The sequence below is a fragment of the Deltaproteobacteria bacterium genome (genome assembly GCA_016235345.1).
Taxonomy (GTDB): Bacteria; Desulfobacterota; Desulfobacteria; order Desulfobacterales; family Desulfatibacillaceae; genus JACRLG01.
Window position 1 is genome coordinate 121,064 of the sequence record JACRLG010000013.1, and the last position, 22,965, is coordinate 144,028.

Below are 22,965 nucleotides of genomic sequence, written 5' to 3' on the forward strand. Positions count from 1 at the left end.
TGAGGTGCGGTTGGCGGAAGCAATCAGCGGAGACATGAAGGCTTCCGCCCACGTTACAGAAGACCTGATTCATGCGGCCCTTTTGGTCGTAGCCATAAGCCACCGAGTAACCCTCGCCGATATTTAGAGCCCTTGCCGAGATACCTAACTGTCTGGCAAGTGCTCAATTTTTTAAATCTTATTTACAACAACCGCACGGTTTCCAAGAACCTTCGATTCTTCGCATCCATGGATCAAATTTTTTAGAATATTTATGTGGAAAAGAAATTATTAATTGTTTAGAATTATAATTGCCTTCTATCATATCAATTTTATGTAATGTTTTGATGCCATTTCTTATACTTACAATCAAAATTATATGCCGGAACTTATAAGTATAAATACTAAAATATGTAATTGATTTACCATATTTTACATTTAATTTTCGTAACATATATTTAAATTCTGTTTCGCCATTAATTAGTAGATTTTCTGGTATAAGATCGAATCCAATTGACTCTACAATAAATTTTTCTTGTTCATCTTGCAATTTAACATACCATAAATATTCTCCTTTCAAACTTTTTGGATCCATTATTAACTGAACGGGATAATCGAATGATGGGTTTGAGCCAATATTAAAGTTTTTCCAAATATCATCACCATATAAATTAGATGAAAATTGAACATTTAAAATAATAAGTACATATATAATATATTCAAAATTTATTTTAAGTATAGTTTTCATATTTTTTTACTATGCTAATCAGAAAGGGCCTAGTTCAAAGTCAGGAATATGACCATTTCGTCTTCTTATCATTTTTAGATTTTCTTTCATTTCTATTGGTATTTTCTCGGTTGGCGGCAACAATAAGAAACCTGGCTCTTCCGCAGAATTTGTGGGTTAGCAGGCAGGGTTTAGGGCTCATTGAGCGTGGGTTTTTTGAGGCATAGGGGGTCTATCTCCGGTGAGGTTTAGGACTGGGGCGCGAACTTTTCGGTCCGCGCCGTGAAGCCTGACACAGCAGTTCACGTTTTTAGACAGGCTGTCAGGTCGCCTTTTTCATTTTCGCCTCCAGTATGGCGATCCCCAGGTCCAGAACCCGGCCAAAGGGCTCCTCGCGGCCCGGCTTGAGGCGAAGGGCGATGGCAGCAGTGGGGCAGACCCCGGCGCACAGCCCGCATCCCAGGCAAAGACCCGCATCCACCACCGCTGTTTCCGAAACGGCCACCGCATCCACAGGGCACCTCGCCTCGCAGTCGCCGCACCCGGCGCACAGATCCGGGTCCACCACCGCCTCGTAAAGGGCATTGAAATACCTATGCCTGTCGTGGCCCTTCTGGGTGATCCCCTTCATGGATGCGCAGCAGCAGGGGCAGCAGTTGCAGATGTTTGAAAGGTGCGCCGTATTGACCCCCGCGTGCACAAGGCCCGCCCGGTCCGCCTCGTGAAGGACCTCTATGGCCTCGTCCGCAGTGATTTCCCGGCCCATTCCGTTTTCGATGTAATACCGGGCGGCCACTCCGAAACTGAGGCAGGTTTCCAGGGGGTAGTCGCAGCCGTGCCCTGTGAGGCGGGATTCCTTGCGGCACACGCACTCGGCCAGCGCAATGGTTTTCGCGGCCCTTATCTCCTTTTCCACAGCCGGGTAGGGATAAAGGGCCATGTCCGCGCAGATGCTTTCGGAAACAGGCAGAACCTTGAACCCCGGCACGTTGCTCGCGGCCATTTCGTTCTGGTAGGCCAGATCGTAATATTCCTTGAAAAGGGCGGCCAGTTCGGCGTCCATTTTTTTGACGGAATACTCGTAAATGCCGATCATGAAGGGGGCTGAGTTGAAAAATGTCTGGGAATCGCGGGTAAGCCGGAAAACGAGCCCCTTTCGGGACATGGATTCCAGGCGACCGGCAAGGCTTTTTTCATCGATTCCCGCGCGGGCCGCTATCTGGCCGGCTGTTTCCGGGAAGGGGGACAGGAGGACTGCGGTTTCCGCCTCCTCCGGGGTGAAGAGCTTCTTTAGGATCGCAATTTCCACCCCTTTCTCCGTTTTCGGAAATCCGAGGGGGAACTGGTCCAAAAATTCCCTGAGCGAAAAATACGCCTTATCCTGCATGACGCGCCTTCCACTGTTGCGAAACCGGCGTCAGAACACCGTCCGGCCTCAGTTGGCGGTTAAAAAGGAGCGCAGGTTCTTGCGGCTTTTTTTGATGCCGAGCTTCTTTCTTATGTTGTCCCGGTGAAACTCCACCGCCCTGCGGGTGGTCTGGAGAATGGAGGCGATCTCCTTGGACGAATGGCCCTGGCGCACCAGATTCGCCACCTCCATCTCCCTTGGGGAGAGGTTTCTTTCCCTGGTTCCCATGCGGGCCACGAAGGAATCCATTATCTGGGTGAGGTTGGATTCCAGGACATTGATGGACACCATCTGGTCGTCCGTAAGGGGCCCCTCCTTCATGCGGCCTATGAGGGGCATGACGAGTTCCTCCACGTTTCCCATCACCCGGTTCTTGAAGTGGACCACGTCGCTTCTGGACTGGGCCGCTATCTGCTGAAGGGCCTTGTTGACGGCGGTAAGCTCCTGGGCCCTCTTGGCCAGCTCCATCTCCTTTTCCGTGAGCTTTTCCGAAAGGGAGCTGGTGGCCTCCTCCAGCTTCTGCATCTCCCTCACCCGCCCGGTGATGTCCACGAAATTGCCCACAACGGCGGGGCGGCCCCGGTAAGTCACCGCCGCCGCCAAAAGCCTGACCCACACGGTGGAGCCGTCCCTGTGAACCACCCGAAAATCGTAGCAGTTGGGCACGTCCTCCCCCCGGCAACGGGCGATGGCGCGTGAAACCACCATTTCCCTGTCGTCCGGATGCACGAATTCCAAAAAATCGCGTCCCAGAAGGTCGTTTCTGGAGTACCCTGCATACAGAGCCATCTGGTCGTTTATATAAAGGAACTTGCCGTCCTGCTGTAAAAAGGTCCCCACCTGGATGTTGTGTGCAAGAAGGCGAAAGAGTTCCAGATCCTCAAGGCATTCCGCAAGCTCGGCCCTGGTCTTTTCCAGGGTTTTTTTCATCTGCGCGTTATCCAATCCTCCTCCTTGGATTTTTATGGTTTCCGAAATGCCTTGCTAAGGGGCGGTTTCATGTTTTTCGGCTCACAGACCCGTGACCGGCCTTCTCGCTCCGAACAGGAGTTCACACGGCGCGTTTTTAACCACGTGCTTCTGAAGCTTTTCGCACCAAAGGGAAACAAAGGTTCGGCAGGAGCCGTCCAGGCCGTCGGTTTTGGCCTGCCGGGCGTTTTCGCACCTTAAGTCGCAGAAGCGGACCTTGGAGGATTTCACCCCGGCGTTTTCGTCATCATAGGGTTTTTCCACGCCCGCCTTCCCTTCGCCCATATTCCAAACGGCTGTTTCAATCCCTGGAGTCCTTCTTTTTGGCCCTGTCCATCTCGCGCTTGTGCTCGCGCTCCTGGATGGCGTCCCTTTTATCGTGCTGGCGCTTTCCCCGGCACATGGCGATGGTTATCTTGGCTCGCCCGTTCGAGAAATAAATTTCAAGGGGAATCAGCGCGATCCCCTTGTTTTTGATCTTTCCCTCCAGGCGGTAAATCTCGTGCTTGTGCATGAGAAGTTTCCGCACCCGCAGGGGCTCCTGGGGAACGTAGGTGGCTGCCGGATACTCGCCTATATGAATCTGGTAAATGAAGATTTCGCCCTTCCTGATTTTAGCGTAGCCGTCCTTCAGGTTGGCCCTGCCGTCCCTGAGGCTTTTGACCTCCGCACCGGTGAGAACGAGCCCCGCCTCGTATTCGTCATCAACGAAATAGTCGTGGCGGGCCTTCCGGTTTACGCACACGACCTTTACGTTTCTTTTTTCCTTTACCTTGGCCATTTTAAAAATCAATTCCTTGAGGCGATTGTAAAACCTCGTGTAGGTTGGGTGGTTCCGAGCCGAAAGGCGAGGGTTCACCCAACATTTCTCTAATACTTCCTATGTGTTGGATGAACCTGCCCTCCGGGCAGAACCACCCAACCTACATGAAAATTGCCGTTTCGAGAGGTTCTTCAATTACCTCCCTTGTAACCTATTCAATAGGCCCCGCAAGGCCCGTTCAGCCCGTTATATGGCTTGGGGCTAAGAGCCCCCTGTCCCTCAGGGTCGCCCCGCAGGATTCCTCGATGAGCCGCGCCACACCTTCAGCCGTCTTTTCCCGCGCGGCCCGCTCAGCCACTTCCCGGCAGTGGGAGCCCGAAAAGGCGCGCACTGCGTTTTTCACCGGGCCAATGGCCGCCGGGTGCATGGAAAGCTCGGTGAAGTTCATTCCCAGCAAAAGGGGCGTGTGGAAGGGGTCGGCGGCCATTTCCCCGCACATGGCAAGGCGCACGCCGGTATCCCGGCAGACCTCGGCCACCCTTCCCAAAAGCCTTATCACCGCCGGATGCAGGCTCTGGAATAGATGGGCCACGTGCTGGTTGCCACGGTCCACGGCCAGGGTGTACTGGATGAGATCGTTGGTGCCCACGGAAAAAAAGTTCACATGCTCGGCCAGAAGATCGGCCATGACCGCAGCAGAGGGCACCTCTATCATCACCCCCACTTCGGGTTCCGGGCTGAAGGACACCCCCCGCGAATCCAGTGCGTCCGCCGCCTCCTTCACCGCCCGCCGGGCCGCCACCAGTTCCGTAAGCCCGGAGATCATGGGAAAAAGCAGGCGCACCTTTCCGTAGGCCGCGGCCCGCAATATGGCCCTCAACTGGGTCTGGAACACCTCCGGGTGGGCCAGGCAGAACCTTATGGCCCGAAGACCGAGTGCGGGGTTGTCGGCATGTTCGAAAAAAATGCCCTTGCCCACCTTGTCGCCGTTGACATCCAGGGTGCGTATGGTGACGGGCCTTGGGGCGGCCAGTTCCACCACCTCCCTGTAGTTTTCGAAAAGCTCTTCCTCTGTGGGCAGCTCCGTGCGGTTGAGATACAAAAACTCGGTGCGGTAAAGGCCGATGGCGTCGCCGCCCTTGTCCATCACCGCCACAACCTCCTCTTTAAGCTCCATGTTGCCGGACACCGTGACCGAAAGCCCGTCGGAAGTTTGCGCCGGAAGATGGCTGCCCTTCTGCTGCACGGACTGAATCTTCGCGGCGTCGGCCCGCTTTTCCTCGTAGAGCACAAGGGTATCGTCGTCCGGGTTCACTATGACCGCCCCGGCGGCCCCGTCCACGATAAGGAGGTCCCCCGTCCTTATGCTTGAAGACGCCCCGGCAAGGCCCAGGACCGCCGGGATGCCAAGGGTGCGGGCGATGATGGCGGTGTGGGAGTTCACGCCTCCCAGGTCCGTCACAAAGCCCATGACGTGCTCGAGGTCCATGCGGCTGGCTTCCGCCGGGGAAACGTCGTGGGCCACCAGGATGGCCCTTCGGGCCACGTGGGAGTAGTCCGGGGCCTTGCCGCCCAGAAGGTTTCTGAGCACCCTGTGATAGACGCTGGCCACGTCCGAGCCGCGCTCGCGCAGGTAGGGATCCTCTATGCGGGCGAAAACCGTCTTCACCATGTCCACGGTGGTTTTTAAAGCGTACTCGGCGTTAACCCTGGCCTTCTGGATGGTCTCTATGGTGCGGCTGTAGAACAGCTTGTCCTTCAAAAGGGACTTTTCCATCTCCAGAAGATAAAGATGCTGGCCCATCTCCTTGGGGGAGCGCTTGATGAGGCGGGATATCTCCTGCTCGGTGGTTTTCACCGCAGCCTTGAACCGGTTGACCTCGCGTGCCACCTGTCCGCCGTCCAGGCTGTAGCGGGCCACCACTTCTGGCAGGTCGCGGTCCACCAGAAAGGCCAGTCCGATGGCGATTCCGCTGGATGCCGGAATGCCTTTCAAGCTCGTTTCGGGAACACCGGATTGTGGCATGGCGTTTATTTTTCTCCGAAGCCGTCCCTTACAAGGGCGGCCAAAGCGTCCACAACGTGCCGGTCAGCCCGGTCGTCGGCTGAAATGGTGAATACTGAGCCTGGCCCGGCTTTGAGCCTTAAAAGCTCAAACACGTCCTTTGCGTCTGCGCTGGCGTCGCCAAGACCTATGCGTATGCCGCCCCGCGCCTTCATGGCGGCCCTGCTGATGATCTGAGCCGGCAAAAGATGCATGAAGTCCCGGTCGTTGAAGGCGGCGCGGACCGTGTAGGGTTTTGAAAAAAACCGTTTCATGCGCGCCCCGGCTCCAGATTCGCCGACCTTAAGGCCTTCCCTCGAAAACCGACTGAAAAAACCAGGAAAATTTACATCGTCGGCGCGCTTATGTCAAACGATGCATTGCGATGCCGGATGACCGGCCCCTGTCCGGCGGCCCTGCCCCATCTTGACAAAGATAGCGCCGTGATTAAGGTTCTATACAAGGTTGATATGGAACAACCTGCAACCAGGAAGAAAGGAGGTGCGGATCATGTTCGCTCTTACACCGATTTTAAGACGATCAGGACTTGCGGCAAGGCCCACGAAATCGGTCTTTGACCGTTTCATGGAAGAGATGGGCCTGCCCGACCTGTGGCTGGAAGAGGATGAAAAAAGCTGGATTCCGGCCCTGGACGTCACCGAAACCGAAAAGGAAATAAAGGTTTCCGCCGAGGTTCCCGGCATAGCAAGGGAAGACATCGCGGTAAGCCTCACCGAAGGGCTTCTCACCGTGAGCGGGGAGAAGAAGGAAGAGAAAGAGGAAAAATCCGAGGGCCGCACCGTGTCCGAAAGGTGCTACGGTTCCTTTTCCCGCACCGTTCGCCTGCCCGCCGAGGTGGACGCGGAAAAGGTGGAGGCCTCCTACAAGGACGGCGTCTTAACCATCAGCCTGCCCAAGTCGGAGAGCGTAAAAACCACCAAAATCACGGTCAAGTCTTAAGGCCGTCCACAAGCGCGAACTGCTGTGTCAGACTTCGCCGGGTGCGGTGCGCACGTATCTCGATACGCTTACGCCCGCACCCGGCTAGTCTTCCTTGCATTTCATCACTTGTGATCGGCCTTAATGAAACCGGGGCAATCCGGCTGAAAAAAACAGGGGTTACGGGGCGGTCCGGGGAGACGATGTTTCCCCGGACCGCTTTTTTTTCTGCCGACTGCCGACTACCGTCAGGGCCGTTTCAGGGAGTTTTCCAGGCGTCTGGCCCCAAGGGAGGCGGTGAGGGTGAGCACGAGGTACAGGGCCGCCACGCAGAGCCACACCTCGAAGGTCTTGTAGGTGGCGTTCATTATCTGCATGGCCTCGAAGGAAAGGTCCGGGATGGATATGACGCTCATTATGGCCGAGTCCTTGATGGTTGAAACGAACTGGCCTGCAAGGGGGGGAATCATCCGGGAAAAGGCCTGGGGTATGATTACATGGATCAATACCTGCCTTCGTGAAAGCCCAAGGGAACGGGCCGCGTCCCACTGCTCGCGCTCGATGGACAGGATGGCCCCCCGGACGATTTCCGCCACGTAAGCGCCCTCGTACAGGGCAAGGGTGACCACCGCCGAGGCCACGGCGGCGAACTGTCCCGGAGGGGCCACCAGAAAGGCGCAGGCCCCCCGGAGGACGGGGGGGAGCGCCCCAATCGCCCTGGAAACGGCGTCCGACGGAAAAAACTGCCCGCTTATGAAATAATACCCGATGAAAATGATGACCAGGGGCGGCAGGTTGCGGAAAATCTCGATGTAGGTGCGCGAGAGCATCCGAACAGGGCGAAGGCGGGACATGCGGGCCAAGCCCGCCAGTATCCCGGCAACTGCGGCGAGAATCGTGGCCCAGGCCGAAAGGCGCACGGTCATCCCAAGGCCCTTGGCCAGGGGCCCCGGATGCCAGCCGTCCGCGTTCCGCCGGGCCAGCCAGCCGAAAAGGGCGGGCCAGTCCCATTGGTAGTGCAGGTTTTCACCCACCCGCCACGCGGCCCACAAAAGAAAGAGCCCCAAAAGGGCGAAAATGCAGGCGTCAACAGCCGTGAAACGGGGGCGGCGGGGCGAGGCCGAAAAATCCCCTCCCCGCCGGTCCTTAAAATCGGTCATTTGAGCGAAGCTTCCCACTCGTCGGTTTCGAACCAGTAATGCTTTCGTTCGGCAAGCCAGCCCTCGGCATCAACGGTCCTTATCCAGTTGTCGAAATAGTTTAATGTGTCGGAGTCGCCCTTTTTCACGGCAAAGCCGATGGGCTCTTTCGTGAAGGTGCCGCTTACGGGCAGGTAAAGGCGTTCCGGGTTCTTTATGGCCTGCTGGGCCGGAAGGGGGGCCGAGGCCACCAGGGCGTGGGCGCGGCCATCCAGCACCTCCTGAACAGCCGGGGCCTCGTCGGCAAAGGCCCTTATGGCGGCGTTGGGGAAGAACTTCCGGGCCGCCTTTTCGGCGGTGGTGCCCTGGCGTACCGCTATGGTGATTTCGGGCTTGTTGAAGGCTTCCAGGCTCGTGAGGCCGGGGGCCAGGGCCTTGCTGGCCGCAATGGCCATGCCGGTGTAATCGTACGGAACGGTGAAGTTGACCTTCAGGTTGCGCTCCGGGGTTATGCCCATTCCGCCTATGACCACGTCGAACTTGCCCGAAAGCAGGGCCGGGATTATTCCGTTCCACTCGGTGGGCACGAATTCCACGGCGACTCCCATGTCCTTGGCAAGGCGCGAGGCCACGTCGATTTCAAAGCCGGTGAAACGGCCCGTCTTGTCCTTCATGGCCCAGGGCACGAAGGTGTCGAAACCAACCTTCAAGACCCCCCTCTTCATTATCTCCTCTATGCCGTTTTCGGCGGCGAGCCTCTCCTTCAATGGCTTTTCCGGCTTGGGCTCCTCCTTGGGGCCTGTGCAGGCGAAAAAAATCAAAGCTGATAAAAGGATCGTCAAAAACCCCCACACGGATTTTTTCATGCCGCCTCCCTTGGCTTTTGGGGTTGATTCAGACAGCCTGTAGCAGCCTGTTGAAAAAGACTGAAAGTATTAAGCGGAGCATGATTCTTTTCCCTTTTTTAAGGGAATCCGGCCCGGAGAAGAAATGCCCCGATCTTCTGCCGCCGCCCTTTTCGGTAAAGCGAAAAATGGAAATAAATAGCGCTCCCGGTAATATTGATGACTCCGTAAAAAGTGGTCATTAGTGTTCGATTTTAGCAATATGGCCATGTCTCTGACGTTAGCCAACCAACCCGGATGGCTTCGTAAAAAGGCGTCAGGCAAGGAAAGCGAGCGTTTTTGAGGGTGAGCGTACTTTTCGTGCGTGGCCCCTCTTCAACGCGATGCTTGACGCAGCATCACGCCTTTTTACGAAGCCATCAGTATTTTGTTTTGGTTCTGCGATACAGCACGTCAGCCGCAGCGGAAAGCAAAAGCGTGAGAACCAGGTAGACCGCCGCCACGCAAAGCCAGGTCTCGAAGGCCAGGAAGGTGTCCGAAACCACACTCCGGGCGGCCATGGCCAAATCGAAAAGGGCTATGGTGCACACCAGGGCCGAGTCCTTCACCAGGGAAACCGCCTGGCTGGTGAGGGGAGCCAGCACGTGGGAGAGGGCCTGGGGAAGCACCACGTGGGCGTAAACCTGCGGCCTTGAAAGCCCCAGGCTCTGGGCGGCCTGCCACTGGCCGTGGTCCACGGCAAGAATCCCGGCCCTGATTATCTCAGAGGCGTAGGCCCCCTCGAAGAGAGACAGGGCAAGAACCGCCGAGGTGAAGCGGTCCATGGGAAAAACCTTGCCAACCACGAAATAAAGAAAATAAATCTGGATCAAAAGCGGCGTGTTGCGGATCGATTCCACGTAGAGCCGCGAAAAAAGCCGCCCGGAAAAGGAATGGGACAGGGCCGCAAGGGCGGCCAGAAGGCCTGCCAGGGACGCGAAAAAAAAGGAGCAGGCAGTCACCTTCAAGGTTGTGGCAAGGCCCCGCATAAGCGGCCCGGCCACGAGGCCCGAATCGGTAAAGGAGAAAAACTTCGCGGGCATCCTGTGCCATTGCCAGTTGTAGCCCGATTCCCTGGCCCCCGTCACCGCCACGTAAATAAAAAAAACCGCCACGGCCAGATAGACCGCAAGGTCAAAGGCAAGCCTTGGGCCGGGCTTGCCGAAAAAAGACCGGAGACTTGCAGCTTGGCTTTCCCTGGTGCGTCGCATCATGGCGCAAGGCTCTTCTTGAAGTTCCTTTTCCGGTAAGGTATGACAGGGAAAAAAATAATACAAGGCGATTGACGCCTTTTTGTATCCTTAAAAACGATTCTGGCGTTCTCCGGGGGGAAACATGGTGAAAGCAGGCGACAAGCGGCGTTTCCTGAGAATAGGGCGAGACGTGCCCATCGAGGTGAACCGGCTCAGCTATCCGGTTGACGACAGCACCTCCCAGGGCGGGCAGGGCAGGGACGTCTCCGGCGGCGGGATGAAATTCTGGGTTCCCGTGCCTTACGAACCCCGCGCAAGGCTCATGCTCTCAATCAGAATCCCCGGCGAGGGCGTGGATGCGCCAGCGCTTTCCGCCGTGGCCGAGGTGGTGTGGTGCATGAGGGCGGAACGCCGTGAAGGCTACGAGGTGGGCATCCGTTTCGTGGACATGGCCGCCGAAGACTACAGGACCCTGAAGCGCTTTATCGAAAGCGCCTCCCATAACGAGGACGCCTGATTCCGAAAGCCCCTTCCCTGCCCAGCCTTTCTCAACAGGCTGCTAAACCCTCTCCACCGTAAACACGCAACAAGGCGCTCCCATGGCCTTGCAGGCCGTTTCCCTGGCCTTCATCGGCTCGTTTGAAATGGTGCTCGCGTAACCGGCCACGATACCCGCGTAAAAATGGCAGACAGGCGTTTTGGACGGCCCCAGCCAGCGGGCTTCCTGGGAGTTTTTAAGGCTGACTTTCAAGGGCATGGATGAAAAATCGAAATCCAGGTGCCCCCAGCCGCCCTCGTCAGTAATGAGCCTCGACATGGTCTTTACGATCTGGCCGAAAAAATCCGCCACAACCGGGTCGGTCTGAACCTGGTCCAGGATTTTGCTGTTCATTATGAGCGGCGTTAAGCTGGAAGGCGCCCACCTGCCGTGTTCCAGGGCCTGCCCGACCTCCCAGGTGCAGAGTTTTTGGCCCATGCGGTAGAGGGCCTCGTTTTTTTCCTTCTCGGACACGTACTCGCCAAGGGTAGCGTGCAGAAGCTCGATAATTTTCGAGCCCGCCATTATCTCCTCGACCCCGCCGATGCCTATGCGGCCCTTTTCCATGTCCACGTCGTGAATCTCGAAGGCCGTGGCCCCCATGTAGGCCCTGGCGAAGACCGGAAGCCTCCGGCCAAGCACCGGTGCGTTGGCCAGGGGCCGCAGAAGCCGCCGAACCAGGAAAGGGTGCTTTTCAAGGGTCTTCATTATCCCGCCCAGAACCGCCATCTGGATATTGCCCGATTCCGCCATGTCTCTTCCCCCGCAAAAATTGAAAAGTCTCAAACGATTCGAATTCCGGCGCGCCATTCGCCCGGTTGCGGGCGCGCCCTGAAAAGGTGTTTGGATTGATTGGGGCATACCGCACTATTGCCGGATTTGCAAGATGGCCGGTTCCCGGACAGCCGCCCTCCATTGCCCGAAAGCCCCCTAAAATGGCCCGTCCCGCTTGACAAGCCTCTGTCCTTCGCATAGAACCCCGTTCGATGGAATAAATCGGCCAAAAGGCCGGTAATTGAAATACTTGGGAAATTTCCAAGGGTGCTGCGAAAAAGCGGCAACCCGGACCCACGTTGAAGCCGAAGCGCACCGACGGTTTCGGGCGCTTCCCTAACCTGACCCGATTTTTTGGGCTAAAATCAACCACAAGGAGAGTCAACATCATGCGGGTTCTTTTTTTCGGACCGAACGGCAGCGGCAAGGGCACCCAGGGCGCAATCGTAAAGGAAAAGTACAAGCTGCCCCACGTCGAATCGGGCGCAATTTTCCGCGAGGCCATCGGCAAGGGCACCGAGCTTGGCATGAAGGCCAAGGCCTTCATCGACAAGGGCGACCTCGTTCCCGACGACATCACCATTCCCATGATCCTTGCCCGCCTTGGCCAGGATGACTGCAAGAAGGGCTGGCTCCTGGACGGCTTTCCCCGCAACGTGAACCAGGCCAAGATGCTGGACGAGGCCCTTCAGAAGGCCAACATGGGCCTCGATATCGTCATCGAAATCCTTCTTGACCGCGAAACCGCCAAAAACCGCATCATGGGCAGGCGTCTTTGCGTCAACGACAACAACCACCCCAACAACATCTTCATCGACGCCATCAAGCCCAACGGCGACAAGTGCCGGGTGTGCGGAGGCGACCTCAAAACCCGCGCAGACGACCAGGACGAGGCCGCCATCAGCAAGCGCCACGACATCTATTACGACACCAATACCGGCACCCTGGCCTCGGCCTACTATTTCCGCGACAAGGCGAACGGCCCCCGCTACATCACACTGGACGGAAGCCCCGGAGTGAAGGAAGTCGCAGCGGAACTGGTCACCAAGTTGTAAGGCTGTCCAAAAACGCGAATAGCTGTGTCAGGCTGGCTTGGTCGGCTCGTTATGTACATTTAGTACACGGCCTCCCCGCCCAAGCCAGCCTTCCTTGCTCTTCATCGTTTTTGATCAGCCTTATCCGTGGCGACAAGTAACGGATTTGCAGCCTTCCAGTCCATGCTCCGGGCCTCCTTCGCGGTTTTTGCCAATTCTTTTCGATCCCAGCGCTTTTAGGGCACATAGTCCTTTCCGACATCCTCCATCAGTTTTGCTCGCCGGTATCCGTTCATCATTTTTTTTGCCAGGGGGGATTAAGTATGAGCCATTCCAAAAGCGAAAAAGCCGCGCTTTGCCAGATCTGCGGGTCGCATGATGAATTGAAGCCTGCGATTCTGGTCCGGCCAGCCCTGGCCAAGATAATAAGGCGGGATCACGGCGACTTCGACGACAAGGGATGGATATGCGCAATCGATTACAAAGCCTATCGCGGGAAATTCGTGGAGGAGCTCATAAGGACCGAAAAAGGCCAGCTTACCGACCTTGAAAACGAAGTTATAAAGAGTTTGAAGGAAGGGGAGATTTTTGCCCATGATCCGATAAAGGACCTGGTCGAACACCTTACCCTGGGCCAGAAAATGGCGGATAAAATTGCCGAATTCGGGGGAAGTTGGGGTTTTATTTCCATTTTTGGGGTAATCCTCTTTTCCTGGATGGGCATAAACACCCATATCCTTTTATCAAAGCCCTTTGACCCGTATCCGTTCATATTTTTGAATCTGATGCTTTCGTGCATAGCCGCAATCCAGGCCCCGGTAATAATGATGAGCCAGAAACGGCAGGAGGCGCGGGACAGGGAAAGCTCCATGCACGATTATCAGATCAATCTGAAGGCCGAGCTTGAAATACGAAACATCCAGCAAAAGCTGGACCACCTTATGTCAAGCCAGTGGGACAGGCTTCTGGAGCTTCAAACCCTCCAGATGGACCTCATGGAAGAGGTCCGGGCGGCGGTGGCCGTTTTCAGGGAAAACGCCCCTCCCGCGCCGAATTCCAAAAAGCCGGGCGCATAACGGCCCGAAATCGATTGAATAAAAAAAGGCTCCCTTCCACCTGATAAGCGGAAAGGAGCCTTTTTTTATTTCAGCTTACTGCCGGGAGCTACTTACCGGAGAACCCGTCGTCCGTGATGTCCATGGGGGCGGAGTTCATGTTTTTGATGGCTTCCATCTTGCCCTTGGTGACGGGAAGGATGGCGTTCACGAAATACTCGGCGGTCTTCACAAGGCCGTCGTAGTAGGCCGCGTCGCGGTTGGATGCGATCTTGGCCGCGTCGCCGCCGGTGAGGGCCTCCAGCTTGGGCTTGGCGATGGCGGCGCGCCACAGGTGCATCCAGGCCATGATGGTGTCGCCGGTGACATCCAGGAAGTTGTAGGAGTATGCGAAGGCCGTTCCCACCTTGGCGCTCATTGCGGTGGCGCCCATGAGCATGGCGATTTCGGCGAGCTTATTGGCGGCTTCCTCGACCTTGGCGGCCAAGTCTTCCAGGCCGGGAATGGCCTTGGCCTCGGCCACCTGCTTCTGGATGGCGGCGATCAGGTCCATGAAAGGCTTGCCGCCCTTCATGCCCAGCTTGCGGCCCAGAAGGTCCATGCTCTGGATGCCGTTGGTGCCCTCGTAGATGGATGTTATCTTGCAGTCGCGCAGAAGCTGCTCCACCGGGTATTCCTTGCAGTAGCCGTAGCCGCCGTAGGTCTGGACAGCGTAGGTGCAGACCTCGAAGGACTTGTCGGTGCAGTACGCCTTGACGATGGGGGTCAGGACCTCAATCATGCCGTTGGCGGCTTCCTTGGCAGCCTCGTCCTTGGAGGAGCGCATGGTGTCGAAGCACTTGCCGATGAAATAGATGAAGGAGCGCATTCCGTCCACGTGGGCCTTCATCCATATCAGCATTCTGCGGACGTCGGGATGCACGTTGATGGTGACCTGGGGCGCATCGGGGTTCATGAAATCCAGAAGGCTTTTCCCCTGCTTGCGCTGGCGGGCGTAGTTAAGCGCGTACATGTAGGCGCAGGTGGCGAAGGTGTAGCCCTGGATGCCGACGCCCAGGCGGGCCTCGTTCATCATCTGGAACATGACCTTCATGCCCTTGTTCTCTTCGCCCAGAAGGGTGCCCCGGCACTTGCCCTTGCCGCCCAGGATCAGCGAGCAGGTGGCGTTGCCGTGGATGCCCATTTTTTCCTCGATGCGGTCGCAGATCACGTCGTTGGGCTCGCCCAGGGAGCCGTCGTCGTTCACCCAGATTTTGGGGACGGCAAAGAGCGAGATGCCCTTGGTGCCAGCCGGAGCGCCCTCAATGCGGGCCAGGACCGGGTGAACGATGTTGTCGCAAAGGTCGTGGTCGCCGCCGGAGATGAAAATCTTGTTGCCCTTGATGGAGAAGGTTCCGTCGGGGTTCCTGGTGGCGGTTGTTTCGAGGGCCCCCACGTCGCTTCCGGCTCCGGGCTCGGTGAGGAGCATGGTGCCCCCCCATTCTCCGGAATACATCTTCTTCATGTAGAGCTTCTTCTGCTTCTCGGTGCCGTACACCTCCACAAGGTGGGCCGCGCCGTGGGTGAGGCCGGGATACATCATGAAGGCGCAGTTCGCGCCGACAAAATACTCAGCCGCAGCCTGGGTCACCATGATGGGCATTCCCTGGCCGCCCACTTCCGGGTCCTCGGCCATGGCGATCCACTCGCCTTCGCAGTACTTCTGGTAGGCCCGGTGAAAACTTTCGGGCACCGTGACCTTGCCGTTGTCCCATTTTGCGCCTTCGGAGTCGCCTATGGCCTGGGTGGGAAGGATTTCCTTGATGGCAAGGCTCCGGGCCTCGTTGACGATGAGGTCGATGGCCTTCTTGTTGAACTCCTTGTAAAATGCGGTCTTGGAAAGCTCCTCCGCGTTCATCTGCTCGAAAAGGACGAAGTCCACGTCCCTGCGGTCGGCAATTAACTGCGCCATGATGTGCTTCCTTTCATGCCTTTGTAGTATTGTTTTTCACCCTTTTCGAAAAGGGTGGTCGGGACCATCAGATATTAGAAATGAATGAACATTCAGTCAGTGTCAATGAAAAAAAAGGCTTGCTGAAAAAAGTGTGCGCCCGGAATAAAATTTTGCATGAAGCCGCAGCCTCAAATTTTTTCTCAAGCGTATATAATATGCTGTAAACCCTCAGTAATAGTGGCATTGGGGCAGGGCGTTGATCCGGGCCGCCGAAGGGGAATTTATGCATTAAAATAATTCGGGTGGGTAAAAAATCGCAAAAAAAAGTCCCCCCGTCCGGCAGTGCGGACGGGGGGACAAAGTGGAGAACGCTTCAATTACCAGCCTGTCTAAAAACGCGAACTGCTGCGTCAGGCTTCACGGCGCGGTCCGCCACGTACGAAAAGTACGCTTGCTCCCGCGCCGTTCGCCTTCCTTGCATTTCATCGTTTTTATCCAGGCTTCGCATCAAGCCTTTTTCAACAGGCTTCACATCAAGCCCGGATCAGAGCTTCGCCACGTACTCCTTTACCTTGCGGGCAAGGGACGAGGCCGCTTCCAGCACCATGCGGCCAGCCGAGCCTTCATCCGCAACCGATCCGATAAAGCATACCGGGTCGGGGTCGCTCTCGTAAAGCACGAAGAAGGAGAAGCCCGTCACCCCCGTAACCGTTGCGGTGTTGAGGAAGCGGTTATGGGTGGTGGTAAGCAGGGTGTAGGTTCCCCCAAGGGTTGGCGAAGCATAGATGTCGAGGTATTTTTCGTTCAGTCCCGCCACCTGGGAATCCTGGTAATGGAAGGTGATGGACGTGGCGAAGGCGGCCCGGTCCGAGGTGATCTGCCACTGCATGTTGGCGGTGCGGGCGAGTATCATGTTCACCCCGGCGTCGCTCCGGGTGAGGACCACCGTGGTGGTGCTGTCGTTGGTGCCGCTTGAAAAGTCCATGGTGACGCCGGTTGTTCCGAAGCTCTTGGGTGCGGGGTTTCCGCTGTGGCTGGTGCGCTTGACCGTGTCGGAGGCCGGAAGCACGCCCTCGCACACCACGTAGACCTCGCCCGCAGCCGCACGGCCCTCGGCTGGCCCGTCGGCCAGGGCTGCGCCGAATATGAGGTCGTCCGCGCCGTTTTCGTTAACGTCGCCAAAAGCCATCGCGCCTGAGGCAGTCATGGCGTCGCCCGCCGTGGCCCCGTAAATGGTGACATCCTCGCCGCTGCCGTTGAAGTCTATGGAGGCGGCAAGGGCGTTGGAGCCGTAAACCACGTAGGCTTCGCCCGCGTCGGCGCGAAGGTTGGACGGCCCGTCCGCACCCGGCCCGCCGAGCACCACGTCCGCGTTGCCGTCGCCGTTGACGTCGGCAAGCATTATTCCGCCGCCCGCCGTCAGGGCGTCGCCCCCGTCAGCCCCGTAGAATATGGTGTCTGCGCTGGCGGCAAGATCAAGGGTGGCCCCGAACCCGGCGTTGCCCTTTACAAGGTATGCCTCGCCCGCGTTGGCCCTTGCGTTGCCCGCGCTTGCCGCGTCCATGGCTCCCAGCACGATGTCGTCGATGCCGTCACCGGTGACGTCGCCCACCTTCAAAGCACCTTCCTTGGTGAGGGCGTCGCCTGCGTCGGCCCCGTAGATGGTGAGGTCTTCGCCGCTGGTGGAGAAATCTATGGTGGCCCCCAGGGCGGCTGATCCGTATATGACGTATGCCTCACCCGCCCCGGCCTTGGCGTCGCCCGATGCGTCGGCCCCCGGCGCTCCCAGCACCAGGTCGTCGGTGCCGTCGCCGTTCACGTCGCCCACGGCCATTGCCCCGCCGGAGGTGAGGGCGTCGCCTGCGGTTGCCCCAAGAATGGTGACGTCCTCGGCTCCTGTTCCTATGTCGTAGGTGGCGCTCATGGCCCCGGAACCGTAAATGATGTAAGCCTCGCCGTTACCCGCGTTTTTGGTTCCAAGGATGAGGTCCCTCACCCCGTCCTCGTTCATATCGCCCAGGATCATGGCCCTGTCTATGGTGAGGTTCTCGCCCGCTCCACCGCCGTAAACCGTCACGTTCTGGTGTGTTCCGGGCTGGGTGGTGTCGAGGTCCACGGACGTGGGCAGGGTGGCGGCCCCGTTGATTACGTAAGCCTCGCCCGCGCCCGCCAGAAGGTCGCCCGCCCCGTCTGCGTCAGGGGAGCCCAGGACCACGTCGGCCCTGCCGTCTCCAGTGATGTCCCCCAAAAGTATCGCGCCTCCCACGGCGTCGCCCGCAGTGGCACCGTATACCGGCACGAACCCGGTTCCCGATACGATGGTGAGTGTTACGGGAAGGCTTGCAGCCCCTGCTATGAGATAGACCTCGCCCGCCCCGGCCCTGCCGTTGGCCGGGCCGTCGGCCCCCGGAGCGCCCAGGACCAGATCGCCTATTCCGTCGCCGGTAATGTCGGCCACCGCCACGGCGGAGCCTAAGGCGTCACCTGCCTCGGCTCCGGTGATGGTCATGCCCGGAATGGTTCCGCTGGTTCCGGCCACGTCGCGGGTTCCGGCAAGGGGCGCGTCCCCGAAGAACACGTAAACTTCGCCCTTGCCGCCCTGGGCCGCCGGTGCTCCCACGATCACGTCCACGACGCCGTCGCGGTTCACGTCGCCCACGGCAACCGAAGGCTCCCCGGCGGGCAGTCCGTCGCCTGCGGTTCCGCCGTAAATGAGGAGGTCTTCAGCCGCGTTGGCCATGTCCACGGTGGCGGGCAGGGCGGGCGGGGTGGCTGTTCCGTTCACCCGGAAGGCCGCGTAGGTCGTGTTGGGCGTGACGGTCCAGGTCTGGCCGAAATCAAGGCTTTGGGCCATGTCTCCGGTAAGGGCCGCCGTGGTGTTCCGCCAGTTGAAAAGGTCGGTGTGGTCGGGAGGTCCCGAAAGCCAGACCCAGTAGGTGGAGCCGCCGGTAAGAACCGTTGTCCCGCCGAAATTAACGGTCACCTTGGCCGCAGCGTCGGGGGCCACCGCAGCCTGGATTTCCAGCACGTTTCCGGGCTGCCCCGCGTTATCGGTGGCAATCATTATATTGAAGGTCTTGGCGGGAATGGCGTCGTGGGATTGCAGAAAAACCACGGGAACTTCTATGCTGTCCAGGTAATAATCGGTGCCTGCCGGAAGGGTGAAGCTCATGGCCCGCTCGGTCCTGAACATGCAGCTCAAAAACATGTAAAAGCACCCGAAGCCCAGGCCGGAATCGGCGCTGAAGGTGTCGCCCGCGTCGAAGCTGTTATAAAGGACTGCGGCAGGCGCTGGAGCGGCGGAAAAGGCCAGAACAAGTACCGCCAGCATAAGGGCGGGCATGAATTTCCTGACTGCGATTTTCCTGATGGATTTACCTGTCATGGCCATACTCCTGCATAAGAGTCTTTCTTGGATGGGCTTGGCCTTTCGGATGATAGGCCGGAGGGTTGGGTTTGAGGATGCCTGCCCGACGCCTTAAGCGCCCGACAGAATTTTTACTCCTGACACCCCATTGTTTAAATATCATACCGTATCCTTACTATTCAAGATAAGCAATAATCGTGCCGTTTATTTTTTCCAACGGCGCGCGCCCCATCCCGCACTCATCCTCATGGTTGACTCGAATCTCATTTTCTTTTAGGTATTCATATTGAAAATGCGGTAAGAATTTGACTTGCCATGAATTACAACCCCGGAAAGGGCTATCTTCATGCCTAAGCCCAGTCCCCAAGGCCCGACGAACGGCTTTCGGGCGTCCCGTCAAATTGAGCGGATAACGGTTTCCTATTCATACCCGGTGCATTTCGTAAGGGACGCCTTTTCCAAGGATAACAAGCTCATAGCCTCGCTCGCGCTTTCAACGGGCGAATCCGGCCCTTTCAGGGTCCTTTTTTTCCTGGATTCTGGGGTTCACGAAGCCTTTCCAGATCTGGCAGGGCAGCTTGAAGACTACGCAAGGGCGCACCCGGAAGCCCTGGCCCTGGCCGGTCCCGTGCAGGCGGTGCCCGGGGGCGAGGCGGCCAAGATGAGCGCGGAGCCCCTGATGGCGGCACTCGACGCCATGGCCCGCGCCCGCCTTTGCCGCCATAGCTTCGTGGTTGCGGTGGGGGGCGGAAGCGTGCTGGACGTGGTGGGCATGGCCGCCAGTCTGGTTCACCGGGGGCTTCGGCTCATCCGTTTTCCCTCAACGGTGCTTTCCCAGTGTGACGCAGGGGTTGGCGTCAAAAACGGAATCAACGCCTACGGGGCGAAAAATTTCCTGGGCTCCTTCGCCCCGCCCTTTGCCGTGGTGAACGACTCGCGCCTTCTCACGACCCTGCCCCAGGACCACTGGATAGGCGGGGCGGCGGAGGCCTTCAAGGTGGCCATAATAAAGGACAGGGCCTTTTTCAACTGGCTCGCCAGAAACGCGGAACTGCTTGCCGGGCGCGATCTTAACGCCATGGAGCATCTCGTGAAAAAGGCCGCCAAGTCGCATCTGGACCATATCGCCACCTCCGGCGACCCCTTCGAGTTCGGTTGCGCCCGGCCCCTTGATTTCGGCCACTGGAGCGCCCATCGGCTGGAGGTCCTCTCCAACTACGAAATGGGCCACGGACAGGCGGTTTCGGTGGGAATCGCCCTGGACTGCGTTTACGCCGAGCAGGAGGGCCTTCTCTCCCACGCGGAGCTGAAAAAAGTGCTGGCGGCCCTTTCCCGCGCCGGGCTGCCGGTTTTCTCCACGCTTCTTGAAGCCCGTACCCCGGAAGGCAAGCTGGCGGTTTTAAAGGGCCTGACGGATTTTCGGGAGCATCTTGGAGGCGAGCTTACGGTTACCCTTCCTGACGGCCTCGGAAAAAAAATCGAGGTGCACGCCATGAACGAGGCCGTGATAGAGCAGAGCGTGATGCATCTCAAAAAACTGGCGGCCCCTTGAAAATACCGGGATATCCAGACACCCTTCTTTGCTACTGCCAAAACGTTCACCCGGCGGAAACCTGGGACGAGGCATTTTCGGCCATAAGCACCCACGCCTTGGCTGTTCGGGAGAGGGTCTCGCCCTTTAGCCCCTTCGGACTGGGCTTGAGGCTCTCGAAAAAGGCCGCAGACACGCTCATCCGGCCCGGAAACCTTGCGGCTTTCAGGGACTTCCTCAGAAGCCGCGACTGCTACGTCTTCACCATCAACGGGTTCCCCTACGGTAATTTTCACGCGACCCCGGTAAAGGAGCGGGTTTACGCGCCCGACTGGAGGGATGCGGATCGCCTTTCCTATACCCTCTCGCTTGCCGAAATCCTTGCGGGCCTTCTTCCCGATGGAATTTCAGGCTCCGTAAGCACCGTGCCCGGCTCCTGGAAGCCCTGGCTGAAAGGCCCTGGCGACGTGGAGGAAATACGCGCCAACCTTGGCCGGGCCGCCCTTGGCCTTGCCGAAATCTTTGAGCGCACGGGCCGCACGGTGAATCTCGCCCTGGAGCCGGAGCCCGGCTGCCTTCTTGAAACAACCCGTGAGACCATAGATTTTTTCGACACCCTGCCCGACGAGGCCCGTGGGCGCATAGGCGTTTGCCTGGACGCCTGCCACGCCGCCACGGTTTTCGAGGAGCCTTCGGAAAGCCTCGCCGCACTTTTGAAAAACGGCGTTCCGGTGTTCAAGGTGCAGGTTTCGGCGGCCCTTTCGGCGGAGCTTCCGGAAGGCCTTGCCGCGCTGAAAAAATTCGCCGATCCGGTCTATCTGCATCAGACCCGGATAATAGGCGAAGACGGTTGCATCAGGGCATGGGACGACCTCCCGGAGGCCCTCGACGCTTACAACGGCGGAAAAGGAACCTGCCGGGTCCACTTCCACGTTCCCCTTCACACCCCTCCCATGCCCGGCTTTTCAAGCACGGCGGAGGGCCTTTCTCCTCTATTCTTCGCCCTGGCCCTTCAAGGCGGGGTGAGCCATTTCGAGATCGAAACCTACACATTCGATGTGCTTCCCCCGGAACTTAAAGCCTGCGGGGTGGTCACCTCCATCGCAAAAGAATACGGGTGGGTGCTTTCCCGGCTTCCGGGCGCTTGACTTAAGTCCCTCAATTCGCCTAAATCCATTGAATCAGGAAACGATTCCAAAGGAAAAATCATGGCGGAAAAAAGACTGTTCGGAACCGACGGCGTAAGGGGCCGGGCCAACGCAGCACCCCTTGACTGCGAGACCGTGGTGAAAATCTGCCGGGCTGCGGCCCGGCATTTCGGGCAGGAGGGCAGGCCCGTGGTCATAGGCCGGGACACCAGGCTTTCGGGGGAGATGCTGGAAGCGGCGGCGGCGGCGGGCGTGGCCTCGGCGGGCTTCGACGCCGTGATCCTTGGGGTCCTGCCCACCCCAGGAGTCGCCTTTGCGGTGAAGGACCTTGGGGCGTCTTGCGGAATCGTGATCTCCGCCTCCCACAACCCCTGGCAGGACAACGGCGTGAAGCTCTTCGACGGAGCTGGCGTGAAGCTCCCGGACGAGGTGGAGGACCAGGTGGAGGCCCTGATGGAGGAGAAGTCCGATCCGCCGGTGAAAACCGGCAGGGTGATCAGGGCCTCCGACGCTGCCGACCACTACGCGTCCTTCCTGGCCGGGCTCATGCCGGGCGGCTTTTCCCTGAAGGGCTTCCGGGTGGTCCTGGACTGCGGCCACGGGGCGGCCTTTGAGGTGGCCCGGATGGTGTTTGAAGGCCTTGGGGCCGAGGTCATATCCATCGGGGTCAGCCCGGACGGCGTAAATATAAATGAAGGCTGCGGAAGCCAGCACCCCCAGGTCCTAATGGATATGGTGCGGAAAAAGCACGCCCACGCGGGTTTCGCCTTTGACGGCGACGCGGACCGCTGCATCTGCGTGGACGAGACCGGCAGGCGGATTTCAGGCGACGGGATGCTGGCCATCCTGGCCGGCCACATGCGAAAGGCCGGGCGGCTTTCGGGCGATACCGTGGTCAGCACCGTCATGAGCAACCTGGGCCTTCGCCGGGCCCTTTCCAAAATGGGCATCCGCCACGTGACGGCGGACGTGGGCGACCGCTACGTGCTTTCGTCCATGATGGAGACCGGCGCAAGCCTTGGCGGCGAGGACTCCGGCCACATGATCTTCCTTGACCGCCACACCACGGGCGACGGCATCCTCACGGCCCTTTTCCTGTGCGAGGCGGTGAAGGACGCCCAAAAGCCCCTTTCGGAGCTTTCCGCCTTTCTGGAGATTTTCCCCCAGATTCTGATCAACGTTCCGGTAAAAAGCCAGGTCCCCCTGGAGTCCCTGACCGGAGTCCGGGCGTCCATAGCCGCCGTGGAGGCGCGCCTCGGCTCATCGGGCCGGGTCCTGGTGCGCTATTCGGGAACCCGCCCGGTGCTCCGGGTGATGGTGGAAGGCCCCACCCAGGCCGAAACCCAGAGGGCCGCCGACGAGATAGCGGAGGCTGTCCGGGCCGAGCTGGGCGTCGATTAGCAGCCTGTCTAAAAACGCGAACTGCTGTGTTGCGCTTCAAAGCCAATTCCGTCACGTACATTTAGTACGCTTACTCATTGGCTTTTTGCGCGCCGTGTTCATCGTTTTTATCCAGGCTTCATATGTCCGGGCCAGAATT

20 protein-coding genes are annotated in these 22,965 nt (G+C 58.3%); 7 read left to right on the forward strand and 13 right to left on the reverse strand.

What is annotated here, in order from left to right:
• Positions 1 to 178 precede the first annotated feature (178 nt).
• The 7 genes from HZB23_06660 to HZB23_06690 form a co-directional block, all read right to left on the reverse strand.
• Positions 179 to 727 (reverse strand): hypothetical protein, encoded by a 549-nt coding sequence (locus tag HZB23_06660; protein ID MBI5844331.1) that lies wholly within the window; start codon positions 725 to 727, stop codon positions 179 to 181.
• Between the two features lie 301 nt (positions 728 to 1,028).
• The gene (locus tag HZB23_06665) at positions 1,029 to 2,015 is read right to left on the reverse strand and encodes a 4Fe-4S binding protein (protein ID MBI5844332.1); all 987 of its coding nucleotides are present in this window, start codon (positions 2,013 to 2,015) and stop codon (positions 1,029 to 1,031) included.
• Positions 2,016 to 2,141: 126 nt separating this feature from the next.
• Complete coding sequence (locus tag HZB23_06670) at positions 2,142 to 3,059, reverse strand: PAS domain S-box protein (GenBank protein ID MBI5844333.1); 918 nt, start codon at positions 3,057 to 3,059, stop codon at positions 2,142 to 2,144.
• A 66-nt stretch (positions 3,060 to 3,125) separates the two neighbouring features.
• Positions 3,126 to 3,347, reverse strand: a complete 222-nt coding sequence (locus HZB23_06675; protein ID MBI5844334.1) for a hypothetical protein — start codon at positions 3,345 to 3,347, stop codon at positions 3,126 to 3,128.
• A 37-nt stretch (positions 3,348 to 3,384) separates the two neighbouring features.
• Positions 3,385 to 3,864, reverse strand: coding sequence for an SsrA-binding protein SmpB (gene smpB, locus HZB23_06680; GenBank protein MBI5844335.1), 480 nt, complete (start codon positions 3,862 to 3,864; stop codon positions 3,385 to 3,387).
• 220 nt (positions 3,865 to 4,084) lie between these two features.
• Positions 4,085 to 5,872, reverse strand: coding sequence for a phosphoenolpyruvate--protein phosphotransferase (gene ptsP, locus HZB23_06685; protein MBI5844336.1), 1,788 nt, complete (start codon positions 5,870 to 5,872; stop codon positions 4,085 to 4,087).
• Between the two features lie 5 nt (positions 5,873 to 5,877).
• On the reverse strand, positions 5,878 to 6,165 hold the full coding sequence (locus HZB23_06690; GenBank protein MBI5844337.1) for an HPr family phosphocarrier protein: 288 nt from the start codon (positions 6,163 to 6,165) through the stop codon (positions 5,878 to 5,880).
• A 235-nt stretch (positions 6,166 to 6,400) separates the two neighbouring features.
• Between HZB23_06690 and HZB23_06695 the strand changes: the two genes are divergently transcribed.
• Positions 6,401 to 6,850 (forward strand): Hsp20/alpha crystallin family protein, encoded by a 450-nt coding sequence (locus HZB23_06695; protein ID MBI5844338.1) that lies wholly within the window; start codon positions 6,401 to 6,403, stop codon positions 6,848 to 6,850.
• A 227-nt stretch (positions 6,851 to 7,077) separates the two neighbouring features.
• On the opposite strand, the gene HZB23_06700 is transcribed toward HZB23_06695, so the two are convergent.
• The 3 genes from HZB23_06700 to HZB23_06710 all read right to left on the reverse strand — a co-directional run bounded on the left by HZB23_06700 (position 7,078) and on the right by HZB23_06710 (position 10,063).
• Positions 7,078 to 7,989, reverse strand: a complete 912-nt coding sequence (locus HZB23_06700; protein ID MBI5844339.1) for an amino acid ABC transporter permease — start codon at positions 7,987 to 7,989, stop codon at positions 7,078 to 7,080.
• On the reverse strand, positions 7,986 to 8,834 hold the full coding sequence (locus HZB23_06705) for a transporter substrate-binding domain-containing protein (GenBank protein MBI5844340.1): 849 nt from the start codon (positions 8,832 to 8,834) through the stop codon (positions 7,986 to 7,988). Before HZB23_06705 ends, HZB23_06700 begins: the two co-directional genes overlap by 4 nt.
• Positions 8,835 to 9,232: 398 nt before the next feature.
• Positions 9,233 to 10,063: an amino acid ABC transporter permease gene (locus tag HZB23_06710; protein MBI5844341.1), complete on the reverse strand. Its 831-nt coding sequence runs from the start codon at positions 10,061 to 10,063 to the stop codon at positions 9,233 to 9,235.
• A 124-nt stretch (positions 10,064 to 10,187) separates the two neighbouring features.
• On the opposite strand from HZB23_06710, the gene HZB23_06715 reads away from it, so the two are divergent.
• Entirely contained in the window at positions 10,188 to 10,562 is a 375-nt protein-coding gene (locus tag HZB23_06715) for a PilZ domain-containing protein (protein MBI5844342.1), read from the forward strand.
• Positions 10,563 to 10,604: 42 nt separating this feature from the next.
• On the opposite strand, the gene HZB23_06720 is transcribed toward HZB23_06715, so the two are convergent.
• A complete protein-coding gene (locus tag HZB23_06720; GenBank protein ID MBI5844343.1) occupies positions 10,605 to 11,336 on the reverse strand; it encodes a 4-vinyl reductase in 732 nt (243 codons plus the stop codon).
• 410 nt (positions 11,337 to 11,746) lie between these two features.
• On the opposite strand from HZB23_06720, the gene HZB23_06725 reads away from it, so the two are divergent.
• The gene (locus HZB23_06725; protein MBI5844344.1) at positions 11,747 to 12,412 is read left to right on the forward strand and encodes an adenylate kinase; all 666 of its coding nucleotides are present in this window, start codon (positions 11,747 to 11,749) and stop codon (positions 12,410 to 12,412) included.
• A 302-nt stretch (positions 12,413 to 12,714) separates the two neighbouring features.
• Entirely contained in the window at positions 12,715 to 13,467 is a 753-nt protein-coding gene (locus HZB23_06730) for a DUF1003 domain-containing protein (protein MBI5844345.1), read from the forward strand.
• Between the two features lie 88 nt (positions 13,468 to 13,555).
• On the opposite strand, the gene HZB23_06735 is transcribed toward HZB23_06730, so the two are convergent.
• Both HZB23_06735 and HZB23_06740 read right to left on the reverse strand, forming a co-directional pair.
• On the reverse strand, positions 13,556 to 15,397 hold the full coding sequence (locus tag HZB23_06735) for an acyl-CoA dehydrogenase (protein ID MBI5844346.1): 1,842 nt from the start codon (positions 15,395 to 15,397) through the stop codon (positions 13,556 to 13,558).
• Between the two features lie 526 nt (positions 15,398 to 15,923).
• Positions 15,924 to 18,764, reverse strand: coding sequence for an FG-GAP repeat protein (locus HZB23_06740; GenBank protein ID MBI5844347.1), 2,841 nt, complete (start codon positions 18,762 to 18,764; stop codon positions 15,924 to 15,926).
• A gap of 328 nt (positions 18,765 to 19,092) precedes the next feature.
• Between HZB23_06740 and HZB23_06745 the strand changes: the two genes are divergently transcribed.
• Genes HZB23_06745 through glmM form a run of 3 tightly spaced genes read left to right on the forward strand, consistent with a single transcriptional unit; the run spans position 19,093 to position 22,826 of the window.
• Positions 19,093 to 20,298 (forward strand): 3-dehydroquinate synthase, encoded by a 1,206-nt coding sequence (locus HZB23_06745; GenBank protein ID MBI5844348.1) that lies wholly within the window; start codon positions 19,093 to 19,095, stop codon positions 20,296 to 20,298.
• On the forward strand, positions 20,295 to 21,425 hold the full coding sequence (gene eboE / locus HZB23_06750) for a metabolite traffic protein EboE (protein ID MBI5844349.1): 1,131 nt from the start codon (positions 20,295 to 20,297) through the stop codon (positions 21,423 to 21,425). Before HZB23_06745 ends, eboE begins: the two co-directional genes overlap by 4 nt.
• A gap of 60 nt (positions 21,426 to 21,485) precedes the next feature.
• Entirely contained in the window at positions 21,486 to 22,826 is a 1,341-nt protein-coding gene (gene glmM, locus HZB23_06755) for a phosphoglucosamine mutase (protein ID MBI5844350.1), read from the forward strand.
• Positions 22,827 to 22,965: the final 139 nt, after the last annotated feature.